We start from the raw sequence: 16,377 nt of genomic DNA, 5'->3' as shown, positions 1-16,377 counted from the left end.
CCATGGACGCCACCACCGAAAAGCGACCCTTCAATCTGTCGCGCTGGGCGATCGGCCATCCGAGCATCGCCCGCTTCCTCTTCGGACTGATCATCATCACCGGCGTGCTCGGTCTGATGCGCATGGGCCAGCGCGAGGATCCCGAATTCACCTTCCGCGTCATGGTCGTTCAGGCGATCTGGCCGGGCGCTTCCATCCAGGAGATGGAAGATCAGGTCGTCAACAAGATCGAGCGCAAGCTACAGGAAACCCCGCATATCGACTGGGTCAAGTCCTATACGAGGGCGGGCAGTGCGATCATCACCCTGCAGGTCAAGGGTGACACCAATTCGCAACAGGTAGCGGATGCCTTCTACCAGGTGCGCAAGAAGGTCGGCGACATCTCCAGCGAGCTACCGCAGGGCCTGCTCGGCCCCTATTTCAACGACGAATTCGGCGACACCTTCATCACGCTGCATTCGATCAGCGGCGACGGCTATTCCTATCCGGAACTGAAGAAATTCGCGATCGAGGCGCGCGACATGCTGCTGACGACGCCGGGTGTCGAGAAGGCGGTCATCATCGGCGACCAGCCTGAGAAGATCTATATCGACGTCTCGTCCAAGGCGCTCGCCGAGCGCGGCCTGACGATCCTCGACCTGCAGAACGCCATCAACGGCCAGAACAATGTCGATCCGGCGGGCTCCGTCGATACCGGCCTGCGCTCGGTGCGCATCTCCGTCGAAGGCGACGTGAAGAAGGCGGCCGATATCCGCGAATTGCGCCTTCGCGCCGGCGGCCAAGTGACCCGGCTCGGCGATATCGCCACCGTCAGTTCCGGGCTCGAGGATCCCTATCAGCGCAAGTACCGTTTCAACGGCCATGACAGCGTCCAGGTCGGCGTCGTGATGGCCAAGGGCTTCAACGTCACCGATGTCGGCAAGGGCGTCGAGGCGACCTATCAGCGCTTCGAGGAGGCGCTGCCCTACGGCGTCGCGGTCGATCAGATCGCCAACCAGCCCGACGTGGTGACGGATGCGGTCAGCGAATTCATGCATGCGCTCGGCGAAGCCCTTGTCATCGTGCTTATTGTCTCGTTCCTGTCGATCGGCTGGCGCTCGGGCCTCGTCATCGCCATTGCCATTCCGCTGGTGCTCGCTGCCACCTTCGCGCTAATGTACGAACTCGGCATCGACCTGCAGCGCATCTCGCTCGGCGCGCTGATCATCGCGCTCGGCCTGCTCGTCGACGATGCGATGATCGTCGTCGAGATGATGGAGCGAAAGCTGGAGGAGGGGCTGGTCAAGATCGAAGCGGCAAGCTTCGCCTATTCCTCGACCGCTTTCCCGATGCTGACGGGTACGCTGATCACCACGGCCGGCTTCATTCCCGTCGGCTTCGCTGCATCGACGGCCGGCGAATATGTGCGTTCGCTGTTTTATGTCGTCGGCATCGCGCTGGTCACCTCGTGGTTCGTCGCCGTCTATTTCACGCCGTGGCTCGGCTACATGATCCTCAAGCAGCGCCATCACGCCGGCGAGCATCACGACGCGTTCGACACCGGCTTCTATCGCCGTCTGCGCGGCACGGTCGGCTGGGCGGTGCGCCACCGGGTCATCGTGCTGCTGCTGACGCTCGGCACCTTCGTCACCAGCCTCTGGGCCTTCCAGTTCATTCCGCAGAATTTCTTCCCGCAATCGTCGCGGCCGGAAATCCTTGTCGATCTGTGGCTGCCCGAGGGCACCAGCATCAAGGAAGTCGAGGTGCAGGCAAAGGCGCTCGAAGCCAAGATGATGGATGATCCCGACAAGAAGTTCATCGCCACCTATATCGGCGAAGGCGCGCCGCGCTTCTTCCTGCCGCTCGACCAGCAGTTGCGCAACCCGAACTTCGCCCAGCTCCTCGTCATGGCCAATGACGAACCGGCGCGTGAGCGGCTGATCGTCAAGCTGCGGGCGATTCTTGCAGAGGATTTCCCGGAGATTCGCGGCAAGGTCGATCGTCTCTTCCTCGGCCCGCCGACTGGCTGGCCGGTGCAGATGCGCGTCATGGGGCCGGACCGACAGGAAGTGCGAGCCATCGCCGATCAGGTAAAGGCGCGCTTCCAGGCCAATCCGATGCTCGGCGCCATTCATGACGACTGGCTGGAACAGGTGCCGGCGATGAAGCTGGTGATCGACCAGGACCGCGCCCGGGCCCTTGGCGTCACCTCGCAGCGGGTTCGCCAGATGCTGCAGACCGCCATGTCCGGTGCGGCACTCGACGATTTCCGCGACGGCGAGGAGACGGTCTCGATCGTCGCCCGTGAGCCGGATGCCAGCCGTTCGCTGCTGTCGGCGGTGAACTCGGTCTATGTGCCGACGGATTTCGGCGGCTTCGTGCCGGTCTCGCAGGTGGCCAAGGTCGTGCCGGTCATGGAGCAGGGCATCGAATGGCGGCGCAACCGCCTGCCGACGATCACCGTGCGGGCGACGTTGCCCGATGGCGTGCAGCCGAACGACGTGGTGATGAAGATGTATGCCGACATGAAGGACATGCGCGACAGCCTGCCGGCCGGCTACAATGTCGAAATCCAGGGCGGCGCCGAGGATGCGGCGGAAAGCCAGATGTCGATCGCCGCCAAGGCGCCGATCATGCTCGCCGTCATCATCGTGCTGCTGATGGTACAACTGCAGCACTTCGGCAAGGCGATGCTGGTGCTGGCGACCGGTCCGCTCGGGATTATCGGCGCGGCGGCCGCCTTGCTGATCAGCGGCGCGCCGTTCGGCTTCGTGGCGATCCTCGGTGTCATCGCGCTGCTCGGCATCATCATGCGCAACTCGATCATCCTGGTCGACCAGATCGACCAGGATATCAAGGCCGGCATGCACCGGCAGGAGGCGATCGTCGGTGCTGCCGTGCGGCGTTTCCGGCCGATCATGCTGACGGCGCTGACCGCCGTGCTCGCACTGATCCCGATCTCGCGCGGCGTCTTCTGGGGTCCGCTCGCCTACGCCATGATGGGCGGCATTCTGGTCGCGACCGTGCTTACGATTCTGGTTCTGCCTGCCGGTTACGCGCTTTTCTTCGGCCGGGAGCCGAAGGCAAAGGACGAGCCAGGCCAGGATGCCGACGCCATCCAGGAAGAGGCGGATGACAGACATCCGCCGGCGTTGGCAGCAGAGTGAGGACGGCGCGGCGAAAGCCGCGCCGTTTTCCTTACGAGGTCGCAGCTCTCTCATCAAACCACGTTGCGCTGCCCGCTCGCCTTTGAACCTGCGTGCCGATTCCATTGCCGCCCCGAAAGAGCTAAGCTGCGAAAACATGCCGGAAGAGCAAGACGGCGTCTCGGCGATGCATTGCCGCCGACGAGTTTGCGGGGAGGCACGATCATGGCCGATTATCGTTTGGACGCGAGCTGGAGCCCGATCGAGGACAGTCTCGGGCGTTTGACCTTCACGCTCTTCAATCTTTCGGCCGAGCCGCTTTCCGGCTTCTCGCTTTCCTATGTATCGGCAACGCGGGTTGCCGACGCAAATGTCTGCGACGGCGCCAGCCGGACGCGGCAGGTTGCGAATTTCCATGAATTCCTGCCGCCCGACGGGCTGAGCATTGCCCCGGGCGGGCGCTGGCGGTTCACCGTCGAAGGGCTGGCCAGCGAACCGAAACATAGGACGGATGGTATCAAATCTGCCCATCTGACGCTTATGGACGGCCGTCACGTTCCGGTTACTTTCGGCGATCTCATGCTCGAAGGCCGGGATGGCGGTGTGGCGCCGCCGCTTCTGCCGCCGGGCCGGATCGAGGAGCCCTATGCGCTGCTGCCCTGGCCGCTGTCGCTCGGGCTGAAGGCGGGAGACTTGCCGGTCGTCCTTTATCCCGTTGAAAGGACCCGGCCCGATGCGATCAAGGCGCTCTCCCTGGTTCTCGCGCTTTGCCAGCGGCTCTATCCGGCCGACAGCGCGCCGTTCTCGCTCGGTGCCGTCAAAGGCGGGCGAGCCATTCGTTTCGTCACCGAATCATCGATCGCCGCCTTCGCTTACGAACTGCGTTTCTCCTCGCATGAGATCGTGCTTTCGAGCGCGGACCCAGCGGGGCGGCAATACGGGCTGATCAGCCTGGCGCAATTGCTGCACGGCGCCCGCGCCGATCGCGAGCGCTTCCAATTTCCCAATTTCGGCACGATCGCCGACCAGCCGCGCCATGACTGGCGCGGCTGTCATCTCGATGTGTCGGGGCGGTTTTATCCGGTGGCGGACGTCATGCGGCTGATCGATATCCTGGCGTGGAACAAACTCAATATTTTCCATTGGCACCTGACCGATGACGAAGCCTGGCGGTTGGAGATCAAGGCCTATCCCGCGCTGACGGAAATCGGCGCACGGGGTGGGCCTGACGAAGCGCTGGCGGCGCAGTACGGCGACGGGCCGGAAACACGCACCGGCCATTATACGCAAGACGACGTCAGGCGGATCGTTGCGCATGCCGCATCGCTTGGTGTCGAGGTGGTGCCGGAAATCGATATTCCCGGCCACAGCGCCGCAGCGCTGTCTTCATTACCCGATCTCGTCGATCCGCAGGAGGCTGAGGATAGTTACCGCTCACCGCAAGGTTATGCCAACAATGCCCTCAACCCGGCGGTCGAATTCACTTACGAATTCCTCGGCAACGTGTTCGACGAAATGGTGGCGCTGTTTCCCGGCGAGTATTTTCATATCGGCGGTGACGAGGTTGCGTCCGGCGCCTGGCTTTCCTCGCCGCTCTGCCAGGCGCTGATGGAGCGGGAGAAACTGGCCGGCGCCGCCGCGCTGCAATCTCACTTCCTGAAGCGCGTCCAGGGCATGCTGTCGGAACGCGGCAGGAAGCTTGCCGGCTGGAATGAGGTCTCGAACGGTGGCGGCGTCGATCGCGACGGCACGCTGCTGATGGCCTGGGAAAGGTCCGATGTCGGCATCGAACTGGCGCAGGCAGGTTACGACGTGGTGATGACGCCGGGACAGGCCTACTATCTCGACATGGCGCAGGCGGAAGCCTGGTCCGAGCCCGGCGCAAGCTGGGCAGGCTTCACGCCGCCGGAGCGGACCTATTGTTACGAGGCCGAGGGCGAGTTGCCGGAGGCGCTGAAGGGGAAGATGCGCGGCATCCAGGCCTGTATCTGGAGCGGCAACATCGCCTCGCGCACCCATTTCAACCGGCTGGTCTTTCCGCGCCTTCCGGCAATCGCCGAGGCGGCCTGGACGCCTCTGGCGCGCAAGGACTGGGATCGGTTCGCAGCGATCGTGCGGATGTGGCCGGTGCTTTAGGCCACCACCACGTCCGCCTTCAATCCCAGCAGTGCTGCGCCGATCAGGCCGGGTTCGATACAGCATTGGCTGCGCACCACCAGCGGCCGGTCGAATTTGCGCAGGATGCGGGCGCGCACGGCGTGATCGAGCTCGGCAAGCAGCGGCTCGACATTGGACAGCCCGCCGCCGACCGGCACGATGGTGGCGCCGGTGATGTTGATCGTCAGCGCCAGGGGCGAGGCGACGAGATCGACATAGACGTCGATCGTCCGTGTCGCCTTCTCCTCATCATGTTGCCATTGAGCGATGATTTCTTCGCTCGAAAGGTCGAGATCATGCAGCGTCTTGTGCAGGCGCTCCAGGCCACGGGCGCCGCCGACCGTGTCGACGCATCCCCTCTGGCCGCAGCCGCAGGCATAGGCAGGAATGGTGACAGGCGGATAACCGGCTGCGGATGCGATGATCGGCCCGTGACCCCATTCGCCGGCAAAACCGCCGGCCTCATTGACGAGGCGCCCGTCGGCAACCAGGCCGCCGCCGACGCCGGTGCCGAGGATGGCGCCGAAGACGATGCGGTGGCCGCGACCGGCGCCGAGGCCGGCTTCGGCCATGGCGAAACAGTCGGCGTCGTTGGCGATCAGCACCGGAAGGCCGAGTTCCGCTTCGAGATCTGCTGCCAGCGTGCGGCCATGGATGCAGGGAATGTTGGCGCAGGTCAGCCGCTGCGTATCGGGATCAACGACGCCGGCGATGGAGAGGGCAATGCGGCTCGGCTCTTCGCCGGTTTCAGTGATGATGGCGCGCAAGGTCTCGACGAAAGCGGCGAAATCATCCCTCGGTGTCGGATGCCGGCCGAGGGGGACGATGTCCGTCTCGGAGCGGGCGATGCCACCCTTGATGGCGGAGCCGCCGATGTCGAATGAAATGATCATTGCCACCCTGCCGTTTCTCTGGTCTGTGGTGTCTGCTCGCACTGTTGGCGGGGAATTACAAGCCTTCATTCCGCCGCGCGCCACGCGCTTGCGGCGCGAAGAGGAATGATCGAACCAAATCGCCACCAACAGCTATTCCCGTCTCACAAGTCATTCAATTGGCATATTGCGCGGCCAAAATCTGCGCCTGCACTTCCATCATCTACTGGTATCATGACCATCGAAAACGCCGATTCCCATAGACGCAGAAGACCACGTCCACCCCGTCCCAAAGGCCGCCGCCTCTCATCCATCCTGCGTCAGCTGGCCGCCGACCGGAGCCGGGAGCGGATTTCGATCGGCGACCTGTTCCAGACGATGGGCGACAGGGCGATCAGCGCGTTGATGCTGATCTTCGCGCTGCCGAACGCTTTTCCCACGCCGCCCGGCACCTCGGCAGTGCTCGGCGCTCCGCTCGTCTTCCTGGCCGCGCAGTTGACCTTTGGGCTGAAACCCTGGCTTCCGAGGATAATTGCCGACCGTTCGATGCGGCGGGAGGATTTCGAGACCATTATCGGCCGCATCCACCGCTGGCTCGCCTGGGCGGAGCGCATGCTGAAGCCAAGGCTTGCGATCTTTGCCGAGCCGCCGGCGGAATATCTCGCCGGGGCCGCGTGCCTGCTGCTGTCGATCGTGCTGCTGCTACCGGTCCCGCTCGGCAACATCCTGCCGGCGATCACGATCTCGGTCTTCGCTTTCGGCATATTGGGCCGTGACGGGCTCTTCGCCCTGATCGGATTCGTGATGACGGCGGTGTCGCTGGTCGTTGCCGGCGGCGTGATTTACGGTCTCGTGAAGGCGGCGATCTATCTCGTCGTGCAATGGTTTGCCTGAGTAATTCGGCAGGGCTCCTTTCAACAGGCTCGACATTTGCCGGAATTTTGTTTTGATCTGGCGCGATACAGATTCAAATCATGTTCGGCGGCGGCACGCCGGCTCACTTTGCGTGGTAGGCATTCAATGGCAAAAAGATCCGAGACCCCTGCACGGCTCGACGATGCGGCGCGTGCCGGCTGGCTCTACTACGTCGCCGGGCGCACGCAGGATGAAATCGCCGCTACGATGGGGATCTCGCGGCAATCGGCGCAGCGGCTGGTGTCGCTGGCGGTTGCCGAGCGTCTGATCAAGGTGCGGCTCGATCATCCGATTGCCGCCTGCCTGGAACTCGCCAGTCAACTGCGGCGGAAATTCGGGCTGAAACATGTGGAGGTGGTGCCGAGCGATTCCGGGTCGTCGGCGACGGTCGGCATTGCCGAGGCGGCCGCGGCCGAGATCGAGCGGTGGCTGAAACGGGCCGAGCCGATCGTGCTCGCCGTCGGTACCGGCCGGACGCTGAAGGCGGCCGTCGACCAGCTTCCGGCGATCGAATGTCCCCATCACCGTATCGTCTCGCTGACCGGCAATATCGCCCCGGACGGATCGGCAGCCTATTACAACGTCATCTTCAGCATGGCCGATGCCGTGAAGGCGCGGCACTATCCGATGCCGTTGCCGGTGCTTGTCACCTCGGCGGAGGAGCGGGAGCTGTTGCATGGCCAGCAGCTGGTGCGCTCGACGCTTGACATCAGCGCGCAAGCCGACGTCACCTTCGTCGGCATCGGTGAGCTCGGCATCGACGGGCCGCTCTGCGTCGACGGTTTTCTCGAGAAGGACGAGATGATGGAGCTGATGCGCGGCGGGGCGGTCGGCGAGATCTGCGGCTGGATCTTCGACGTCGACGGCGGGTTGCTCGACAACCCGATCAACGAGCGCGTCGCGTCGGCGCCGATCCCGTCCCGCGACGCGTCGATGGTCATTGGGCTGGCCAAGGGCAAGCGCAAGTTCAAGGCGATCAGGGCCGCCGTTGTCGGCCATCAAATCAACGCTCTGATTACTGACGAAGAGACTGCTGAGTTTTTGCTCAGGAATTGAGCAAAAAATACAAGATTTAAATCAATGAGATAACTACCTCCTTCGGCACTGCAGCAACGATTGCCGATTGACATTCTGTATCGTTTATTGAGTAATTGCCCATGAGCGAAGCGAATGCTCACACCCCATCTTCTGGGAGGAAGATATGACATTGAGAACTTTTCTGCTGGGCGCCTGCTCAGCACTGGCGTTTGCCGGCATGGCCTCGGCCGAGACGCTGACAATCGCAACCGTGAACAACGGCGACATGATCCGGATGCAGAAGCTGACGGATGATTTCAAGGCGAAGAATCCCGGCATCGACCTTGAATGGGTCACCCTCGAAGAAAACGTGCTGCGCCAGAAGGTCACGACCGATATCGCGACCAAGGGCGGCCAGTACGACGTTCTGACGATCGGCACCTATGAAGTTCCGATCTGGGCAAAACAGGGCTGGCTGCTGCCGCTCGACAACCTCGGCAAGGATTACGACGCCGACGACCTGCTGCCGGCGATCCGCAGCGGCCTGACCACGGACGGCAAGCTCTATGCGGCGCCGTTCTACGGCGAAAGCTCGATGGTCATGTACCGCAAGGACCTGTTCGACGCCGCCGGCCTGAAGATGCCTGACGCCCCGACTTGGGACTTCGTGGCGGACGCTGCGCGCAAGATCACCAACAAGGACAAGGAAATCTACGGCATCTGTCTGCGCGGCAAGGCCGGCTGGGGCGAGAACATGGCCTTCCTGACAGCCATGTCGAATTCCTTCGGTGCACGCTGGTTCGATGAAAAGTGGAAGCCGCAGTTCGATCAGCCCGAGTGGAAAGACACGCTCGACTTCTACGTCAAGCTGATGAAGGATGCCGGCCCTCCGGGCGCTTCCTCCAACGGCTTCAACGAAAACCTGGCGCTCTTCCAGACCGGCAAGTGCGGCATGTGGATCGACGCAACGGTTGCCGCTTCCTTCGTCGCCGATCCGAAGCAGTCGCAGGTCGCCGACAAGGTCGGCTTCGCGCTCGCCCCGGACAAGGGCCTCGGCAAGCGTGGCAACTGGCTCTGGGCCTGGAACCTCGCCATCCCGGCAGGTTCGCAGAAGGTCGAAGCCGCTGAGAAGTTCGTCGCCTGGGCAACGAGCAAGGACTACACCAACCTCGTCGCCGAGAAGGAAGGCTGGCTGAACGCACCTCCAGGCACCCGCACCTCGCTCTACGCGAATGCGGACTACCAGAAGGCGGCTTCGTTCGCCAAGATGACGCTCGACTCGATCAACTCGGCCGATCCGACCAAGCCGACCGTCAAGCCGGTCCCCTATGTCGGCGTCCAGTTCGTGGCGATCCCGGAATTCCAGGGCATCGGTACGGCAGTGGGCCAGCAGTTCTCCGCAGCGCTTGCCGGCCAGCTTTCGGTCGACCAGGCCCTGCAGGCCGCCCAGCAGTTGACCACTCGCGAAATGACCAAGGCCGGCTACATCAAATAAAAACCTCCTGAGCAAGAGGCGGATTCTTGACGATCCGCCCCTCTGGGCCGCCGATTGCCCGAACAGCATCGGCGGCCGCTTTTTCAGACAAAGCTTTCCTGCGGCCGCTCCCCGCTTCAGATCAGATCGGTGATTGCCATGGCAACCTTGCATACTCGCTCCGCAGCGCGCCTGATGATTGCGCCCTCCGTGCTGCTCCTCTTTGCATGGATGATCGTCCCGCTGGCGATGACGATCTATTTTTCGCTGCTGAACTACAATCTGCTCAGCCCCGGCATGGAGAGCTTCGTCGGCTTTCTGAACTACGAATATTTCCTGTCCGATCCTGCCTTCTTCGCCGCGCTGATCAATACGCTGGTGCTCGTGGCCGGCGTTCTGTTGATCACCGTCATCGGCGGCATCGCCTTTGCGCTGCTGCTCGACCAGCCGATGTACGGCCAGGGTATCGTGCGCATCCTGGTGATTGCGCCGTTCTTCGTCATGCCGACTGTGGCCGCGCTGGTGTGGAAGAACATGTTCATGAACCCGGTCAACGGCCTCTTTGCGCATCTTGCCAAGGCCCTCGGCCTACAGCCGATCGACTGGCTGGCGAATGCGCCGCTGCTCTCGGTCATTCTCATCGTTGCCTGGCAGTGGCTCCCCTTTGCGACGCTTATCATGCTGACGGCGCTGCAGTCGCTCGACGAGGAGCAGAAGGAAGCCTCCGAAATGGACGGCGCCGGGCCTATCTCGAAATTCATCTACATCATCCTGCCGCATATGGCCCGCGCCATCACCGTGGTGATCCTGATCCAGACGATCTTCCTGCTTTCTGTTTTCGCCGAAATCCTCGTCACCACCAACGGCGGGCCAGGCACCGACAGCACCAACCTCACCTATCTCGTCTATGCCCAGGCGCTGCTGCAGTTCGATATCGGCGGCGCTTCGGCGGGCGGGATCGTCGCGGTGGTGCTTGCCAATATCGTAGCGATCTTCCTCGTCCGCCTCGTCGGCAAGAATCTGGAGGCTTGAGATGGCCAGAAAAATCACCACCCGGCGCAAGGTCATCTTTACCGCGGTCGCCTGGACGCTCGGCATCCTGATCTTCTTCCCGATCCTCTGGACGTTCCTGACCAGCTTCAAGTCGGAAGCCGACGCCATCGCCTCGCCGCCGCAGTTCCTGTTCTTCCACTGGACGACAGAAAACTACGCGGAGGTGCAGAGCCGGTCGAACTATCTCAGCCACTTCATGAATTCGGTGATCATTTCCTTCGGCTCGACGCTGATCGGCCTGATCATCGCAATCCCGGCCGCCTGGGCGATGGCGTTTGCGCCGACCAAGCGGACCAAGGACGTGCTGATGTGGATGCTGTCGACCAAGATGATGCCGCCTGTGGGCGCGCTGATCCCGATCTATCTGTTGTTCCGCAATTCGGGCCTGCTCGACACCCGCACCGGCCTGGTGGTCGTGCTGACGCTGATCAACCTGCCGATCATCGTCTGGATGCTCTACACCTATTTCAAGGAAATTCCCGGCGAGATCCTCGAAGCGGCCCGCATGGACGGGGCCTCGCTGATGAAAGAGATCGTCTACGTGCTGACGCCGATGGCGGTGCCCGGTATCGCCTCGACGCTGCTTTTGAATATCATCCTTGCCTGGAACGAGGCGTTCTGGACCCTCAACCTCACCGCCTCGAAGGCGGCACCGCTGACGGCCTTCATAGCTTCCTACTCCAGCCCGGAAGGCCTGTTCTACGCCAAGCTCTCGGCGGCTTCGACGATGGCGATCGCGCCGATCCTGATCCTCGGCTGGTTCAGCCAGAAACAACTCGTCCGCGGCCTGACCTTCGGCGCAGTGAAATAAGATAAAGGGAGACAAACATGGGCAGCATTACCCTTCAGAAGGTTTCCAAGGTCTTCGGCGAAGCCAAGGTCATCCCTTCGATCGATCTCGACATCAGGGACGGCGAGTTCGTCGTCTTCGTCGGCCCGTCGGGCTGCGGCAAGTCCACGCTGCTCAGGCTGATTGCCGGGCTCGAGGACGTCTCCGGCGGCAAGATCGTCATCGACGGCCGGGACGCCACCGAAAAGGCGCCGTCGGAACGCGGCCTTGCCATGGTGTTCCAATCCTACGCGCTTTATCCGCATATGAGCGTGCGCAACAACATCGCCTTCCCGCTGAAGATGGCGGGCATCGACAAGGCGGAGATCGACCGCAAGGTGACGGATGCGGCCCGCGTGCTCAATCTCACCGACTATCTGGAGCGCAAGCCGCGTCAGCTTTCCGGCGGCCAGCGCCAGCGCGTCGCGATCGGCCGCGCCATCGTGCGCCAGCCTTCGGCCTTCCTGTTCGACGAACCGCTGTCGAACCTCGATGCGGCGCTTCGCGTCAATATGCGCCTCGAGATCAGCGAATTGCATCAGCAGCTGAAGACGACGATGGTTTACGTCACCCACGACCAGGTCGAGGCGATGACCATGGCCGACAAGATCGTCGTGCTGAACAGGGGCAATATCGAGCAGGTCGGCTCGCCGCTCGAGCTTTACAGCCGCCCGCGCAACCTCTTCGTCGCCGGTTTCATCGGCTCGCCGAAGATGAACTTCATCAACGGACAGAACGCGGCTCAGCTGGGCGCCCATACGATCGGCATCCGACCCGAACATATGTTGTTGTCGATGGAGAGCGGCGACTGGAAGGGCAGGGTCGTGGTCGCCGAACATCTCGGCTCCGACACCTTCCTGCATATCGACGCGGAGGGCATCGGTATGATGACAGCGCGCGGCAGCGGCGATTTTGCGGCCAAAGCTGGAGACACCGTCTATCTGACGCCGGATCGTTCGCGTATTCACAAATTCAACGAGGGCGGCCTTGCCATCTGAGGCGGGCTGCCGGGCTGGGGGCAGGCATGCGAGCCGGGCGATGGCGCCCGACCGTTTGGGCAAGACCTTCAAGAGGACTGAAACATGACGTGCAAACTATCGCTGGCAACGCTTTCGGATGTGGCGCGCACCGCCGCCATCCCTGGATATGACAGGGCGTCGCTGAAAGCCGGCATCGTGCACTTCGGCGTCGGCAATTTCCACCGCGCCCATCAGGCGGTCTATCTCGACGATCTATTCAATGCCGGCGCGGATCACGATTGGGCGATCGTTGGCGCCGGTGTGCTGCCATCCGATGCCGCGATGCGTGAAAAGCTTGCGGCACAGGATTTTCTGACGACGGTGGTCGAGCAGGACAACAACAAGACGGCGGCGCGGGTCACCGCGCCGATGATCGACATCCTGCCGGTCGGCGACCCCGCGGTGATCATCGCCAGGCTCGCCGATCCCGAGATCCGCATCGTTTCGCTGACGATCACCGAGGGCGGCTATTTCATCGACGCATCAGGAACCTTCAACCCGGCGCATCCGGCGATTGCTGCCGATGGCGACAGCCCCGACGCGCCGAAGACGGTGTTCGGCCTGATCGTCGCCGGGCTGAAGGCGCGCAAGGAAAGGGGCACCGAACCCTTTACCGTCATGTCCTGCGACAACATTCCCCATAATGGCATCGTTACCGCCAATGCCGTGGTCGGCACGGCCGCCCTCTCGGACACTGGCTTTGCCGAGTGGATCCGGGCGAATGTCGCCTTCCCGAATGCGATGGTCGACCGCATCACGCCGGCAACCGGCCAGCGCGAAATCGATTTCCTCAGGGACAATTTCGCGATCGAGGACAATTGGCCGGTCTATTGCGAGGAATTCAAGCAATGGGTGCTTGAGGATAAGTTCACCGCCGGTCGGCCGGCATTGGAAAAGGTCGGGGTGACCTTCGTGCCCGATGTCACGCCCTACGAGCATATGAAGATCCGCATCCTGAACGGCGGACATGCTGCGATCGCCTATCCGGCGGCATTGATGGACATCCATTTCGTTCACGATTCCATGGAAAACCCGCTAATCCGCACCTTCCTCGCCAAGCTCGAGAAAGACGAAATCATCCCGATCGTGCCGCCGGTGCCGAACACGTCGCTGACGGATTATTTCGCGCTGATCGAACATCGCCTGCTCAATCCGAAAATTGCCGACACCGTTCCGCGGCTGGCGCAGGACGGATCGAACCGTCAGCCGAAATTCATCTTGCCGTCGACGCTCGACAATCTGCGCCAGGGCAGGGACGTCGTCGGTCTGGCGCTGGTTTCGGCGCTCTGGTGCCGTTACTTCGCCGGCAAGACCGATAGCGGCAAGGATATCGTCTTCAACGACGCCAGCGCCGAGCGCCTGCATGCGGCGGCGCTGAAGGCGAAGACCGATCCGTCAGCCTTCCTGGTCTTCGACGATATTTTCGGCGAAGTGGCGAAATCCGAACTTTTCCGCAAGCGTTTTGCCGATGCACTCAAAAGCCTGTGGGAAAAGGGCACGCGGGAGACGCTGCAACTCTATCTCGACGGCAAGCTCGCAGTGTAAGGAATCCGGATGGCGGCATCTGCTGCCGTCATTCATGCGGCCTTGCGCGCAAGCGGGGCGGTGACGCGCTCGAATTGAACTCAGGTTGGGTCTTCCATGGCTGATGCTGAACCACGGCTGGTCATCTTCGATTGCGACGGCGTGCTCGTTGACAGCGAGCCGATCTCGATCAGCGTGCTCGTCGGGGCGATGAACGATCTCGGCGTCTCGATCACCGAGGATCAGGCCTACGAGCGCTTTCTCGGCCGCAGCCTTTCGACCCTCATCGATACGCTGGAAACCGAATTCAACGTCCGCGCCGGTGAAGAATTCCTCGAGCGCATTCGCACCGATCTCTACACCCGTTTTCGTACCGAACTGAAGCCGATCGAGGGTATTGCGGCGACGATCGATGGACTTGGCGTTCGCTGCTGCGTCGCCTCGTCCAGCCAGATGGAGCGAATCCGGCTGTCGCTGTCCGTCACCGGACTGCTCGACAAGCTGCCCGACATCTTCAGCGCGACGATGGTCAAGCGCGGCAAACCGGCGCCCGATCTTTTCCTGCATGCGGCGCGTGAAATGCAGGTGGCGCCTGCTCAGTGCATTGTTGTGGAGGACAGCCCTGCCGGCATTGCCGCCGCCAAGGCAGCGGGAATGACGGTCTTCGCCTTCACCGGCGGATCACACGCCAACTTCGCCGGCTATCGCGCCGAACTCGACCGGCTTTCGCCGGAAGTGGTGTTTGACGCCATGCCGGATTTGATCCACCTTGTCCGCAACCATAGCTGGACGGGACCAAGATTTGATGCGTGATCATGTGGTTGCGGTGGATATCGGCACGGGCAGTGCGCGCGCCGGCGTCTTCGATGCGCGCGGCCGTCTGCTTGCCAAGGCCGAGCATCCGATCGTGATGAACCGGCCGCGTGAAAACCATGCCGAGCACGATTCCGAAGATATCTGGTCCGCAGCCTGCACGGCGGTGCGCAAGGCGATGGAGCAATCCGGCATCGCCGCCGCCTCGGTCGGCGCAATCGGCTTCGACGCCACCTGTTCGCTCGTCGTGCGTGACGTCGAGGGCCGGCAGCTCAGCGTTTCCACCGGCGGCGAGACACGCTTCGACACGGTCGTCTGGCTCGATCACCGGGCGCTGAAGGAAGCCGATTTCTGCACGGCGACGGAGCACACGGTGCTCGAACATTCCGGGCACGTCATGTCGCCTGAGATGGAAATGCCGAAGCTGATGTGGCTGAAGAAGAAGCTGCCTGCCACATGGGAGAAAGCCGGTTATTTCTTCGATCTCGCCGACTTCATGACGTGGAAATCGACCGGATCGCTTGCCCGTTCGCGCTGCACGCTGACAGCGAAGTGGAACTATCTCGCCCATCGCGAAAAAGGCTGGCAGCAGGATTTCCTGGAGCGGATCGGCCTTGAGGACCTTCACGAGCGCGGCCACCTACCGGATGAAACCACGCCTGTCGGAGGCAACGTCGGTTGGCTGACGCCGGAAGCGGCGCAGGCGCTCGGGCTGACCACGGACTGCCATGTCTCCGCCGGCATGATCGACGCCTATGCCGGCGCGCTCGGCGCGCTCGGCGGCTACGCTGCCGATCCTGTAAAACGAGAGCACCAGCTGGCGCTGATCGCCGGCACGTCGAGCTGCATCGTCACATTCTCGCGGGAACGCAAGCCGAGCCATGGCATGTGGGGCCCCTATTACGAGGCGGTCTTTCCAGAATCCTGGCTGGTGGAGGCGGGGCAATCGGCGACTGGCGCGCTGCTCGACCACATCGTGCGCATGCACGCGGCGGGCGGTGAGCCGACGGCGGCACTGCATCAGAGGATCGTCGCACGCATCGCCGAATTGCGGGCCGAGGAGGGCGATGCCTTCGGCGCACGCATTTTCGTGCTGCCGGACTTTCATGGCAACCGTTCGCCGCTCGCCGATCCGCATGCCGTCGGTGTCGTCAGCGGGCTGACGCTCGATACGTCCTTCGATGGGCTTTGCACGCTTTACTGGCGCACGGCCGTGGCGATTGCGCTCGGCATTCGCCACATCCTCGAAATGATGAAGGAATACGGCTACGTGCCCGATACGCTGCATATTGCCGGCGGGCATGTGAAGAACCCGGTGCTGATGGAGCTCTATAGCGATGCCACCGGCTGCAAGGTGGTGGTGCCGAAAATGAACGAGGCGGTGCTGCTCGGCACGGCGATCGCGGCATCCGTCGCCTGCGGCCTGTACAGGGATTTGGCGGCAGCCGGCGAGGCGATGTATCCGGGTGGCGACGAACGGCTGCCTGACAAAACGAAACAGGCGCTCTACGATCGCGACTACCGCCGTCTTCTCGCCATGCACCGGCATCGTGCCGAACTGGAGACGATGAAGTAGCCC

Annotated in this window: 12 protein-coding genes; 11 read left to right on the top strand and 1 reads right to left on the bottom strand. The window is 62.5% G+C overall.

Translation table 11 applies throughout. The features are described from left to right. Window positions 1–2 precede the first annotated feature (2 nt). Both HJB89_RS16660 and HJB89_RS16655 read left to right on the top strand, forming a co-directional pair. The gene (locus HJB89_RS16660; RefSeq protein ID WP_221131719.1) at window positions 3–3,146 is read left to right on the top strand and encodes an efflux RND transporter permease subunit; all 3,144 of its coding nucleotides are present in this window, start codon (window positions 3–5) and stop codon (window positions 3,144–3,146) included. A 204-nt stretch (window positions 3,147–3,350) separates the two neighbouring features. Further along, the gene (locus HJB89_RS16655) at window positions 3,351–5,261 is read left to right on the top strand and encodes a beta-N-acetylhexosaminidase (protein WP_207581889.1); all 1,911 of its coding nucleotides are present in this window, start codon (window positions 3,351–3,353) and stop codon (window positions 5,259–5,261) included. Here the strand turns inward: HJB89_RS16655 and HJB89_RS16650 are convergent. Continuing rightward, window positions 5,258–6,175, bottom strand: a complete 918-nt coding sequence (locus HJB89_RS16650; protein WP_221150219.1) for an ROK family protein — start codon at window positions 6,173–6,175, stop codon at window positions 5,258–5,260. The two genes, HJB89_RS16655 and HJB89_RS16650, sit on opposite strands and share 4 nt — an antisense overlap. A gap of 294 nt (window positions 6,176–6,469) precedes the next feature. Here HJB89_RS16650 and HJB89_RS16645 point away from each other — a divergent pair, with 294 nt between their 5' ends. The 9 genes from HJB89_RS16645 to HJB89_RS16605 all read left to right on the top strand — a co-directional run bounded on the left by HJB89_RS16645 (window position 6,470) and on the right by HJB89_RS16605 (window position 16,374). Beyond that, window positions 6,470–7,048 (top strand): exopolysaccharide biosynthesis protein, encoded by a 579-nt coding sequence (locus HJB89_RS16645; protein WP_221141025.1) that lies wholly within the window; start codon window positions 6,470–6,472, stop codon window positions 7,046–7,048. Between the two features lie 126 nt (window positions 7,049–7,174). Next, window positions 7,175–8,125, top strand: a complete 951-nt coding sequence (locus HJB89_RS16640; protein WP_209881344.1) for a sugar-binding transcriptional regulator — start codon at window positions 7,175–7,177, stop codon at window positions 8,123–8,125. A gap of 145 nt (window positions 8,126–8,270) precedes the next feature. Continuing rightward, complete coding sequence (locus HJB89_RS16635; protein WP_207581886.1) at window positions 8,271–9,581, top strand: sugar ABC transporter substrate-binding protein; 1,311 nt, start codon at window positions 8,271–8,273, stop codon at window positions 9,579–9,581. Between the two features lie 138 nt (window positions 9,582–9,719). Continuing rightward, window positions 9,720–10,592 (top strand): carbohydrate ABC transporter permease, encoded by an 873-nt coding sequence (locus tag HJB89_RS16630; protein ID WP_207581885.1) that lies wholly within the window; start codon window positions 9,720–9,722, stop codon window positions 10,590–10,592. 1 nt (window position 10,593) lies between these two features. Next, window positions 10,594–11,424 (top strand): carbohydrate ABC transporter permease, encoded by an 831-nt coding sequence (locus tag HJB89_RS16625; RefSeq protein ID WP_207581884.1) that lies wholly within the window; start codon window positions 10,594–10,596, stop codon window positions 11,422–11,424. A gap of 17 nt (window positions 11,425–11,441) precedes the next feature. After that, complete coding sequence (locus tag HJB89_RS16620; RefSeq protein WP_207581883.1) at window positions 11,442–12,440, top strand: ABC transporter ATP-binding protein; 999 nt, start codon at window positions 11,442–11,444, stop codon at window positions 12,438–12,440. Between the two features lie 84 nt (window positions 12,441–12,524). Next, entirely contained in the window at window positions 12,525–14,006 is a 1,482-nt protein-coding gene (locus HJB89_RS16615; RefSeq protein WP_221150218.1) for a mannitol dehydrogenase family protein, read from the top strand. Between the two features lie 96 nt (window positions 14,007–14,102). Then, window positions 14,103–14,798 carry an HAD family phosphatase gene (locus tag HJB89_RS16610; RefSeq protein ID WP_207581881.1) on the top strand — a complete coding sequence of 232 codons (696 nt, stop codon included), beginning with the start codon at window positions 14,103–14,105 and terminating at the stop codon, window positions 14,796–14,798. Further along, window positions 14,791–16,374, top strand: coding sequence for an FGGY-family carbohydrate kinase (locus tag HJB89_RS16605; protein WP_207581880.1), 1,584 nt, complete (start codon window positions 14,791–14,793; stop codon window positions 16,372–16,374). The genes HJB89_RS16610 and HJB89_RS16605 overlap by 8 nt, the downstream gene beginning before the upstream one ends. Window positions 16,375–16,377 lie beyond the last annotated feature (3 nt).

The sequence above is a fragment of the Rhizobium sp. NZLR8 genome, assembly GCF_019685025.1.
Lineage (GTDB): Bacteria > Pseudomonadota > Alphaproteobacteria > Rhizobiales > Rhizobiaceae > Rhizobium.
The sequence above is the reverse complement of the archived record's forward strand: the minus strand, read 5'-3'. Positions and strand labels throughout refer to the sequence as shown.

Bases quoted from the DNA above. Each gene is read 5' to 3' on its own strand.
- HJB89_RS16660 (WP_221131719.1), top strand. From the start codon at position 3: ATGGACGCCACCACCGAAAAGCGACCCTTCAATCTGTCGCGCTGGGCG.
- HJB89_RS16655 (WP_207581889.1), top strand. From the start codon at position 3,351: ATGGCCGATTATCGTTTGGACGCGAGCTGGAGCCCGATCGAGGACAGT.
- HJB89_RS16650 (WP_221150219.1), bottom strand. From the start codon at position 6,175: ATGATCATTTCATTCGACATCGGCGGCTCCGCCATCAAGGGTGGCATC.
- HJB89_RS16640 (WP_209881344.1), top strand. From the start codon at position 7,175: ATGGCAAAAAGATCCGAGACCCCTGCACGGCTCGACGATGCGGCGCGT.
- HJB89_RS16635 (WP_207581886.1), top strand. From the start codon at position 8,271: ATGACATTGAGAACTTTTCTGCTGGGCGCCTGCTCAGCACTGGCGTTT.
- HJB89_RS16630 (WP_207581885.1), top strand. From the start codon at position 9,720: ATGGCAACCTTGCATACTCGCTCCGCAGCGCGCCTGATGATTGCGCCC.
- HJB89_RS16625 (WP_207581884.1), top strand. From the start codon at position 10,594: ATGGCCAGAAAAATCACCACCCGGCGCAAGGTCATCTTTACCGCGGTC.
- HJB89_RS16620 (WP_207581883.1), top strand. From the start codon at position 11,442: ATGGGCAGCATTACCCTTCAGAAGGTTTCCAAGGTCTTCGGCGAAGCC.
- HJB89_RS16615 (WP_221150218.1), top strand. From the start codon at position 12,525: ATGACGTGCAAACTATCGCTGGCAACGCTTTCGGATGTGGCGCGCACC.
- HJB89_RS16610 (WP_207581881.1), top strand. From the start codon at position 14,103: ATGGCTGATGCTGAACCACGGCTGGTCATCTTCGATTGCGACGGCGTG.
- HJB89_RS16605 (WP_207581880.1), top strand. From the start codon at position 14,791: ATGCGTGATCATGTGGTTGCGGTGGATATCGGCACGGGCAGTGCGCGC.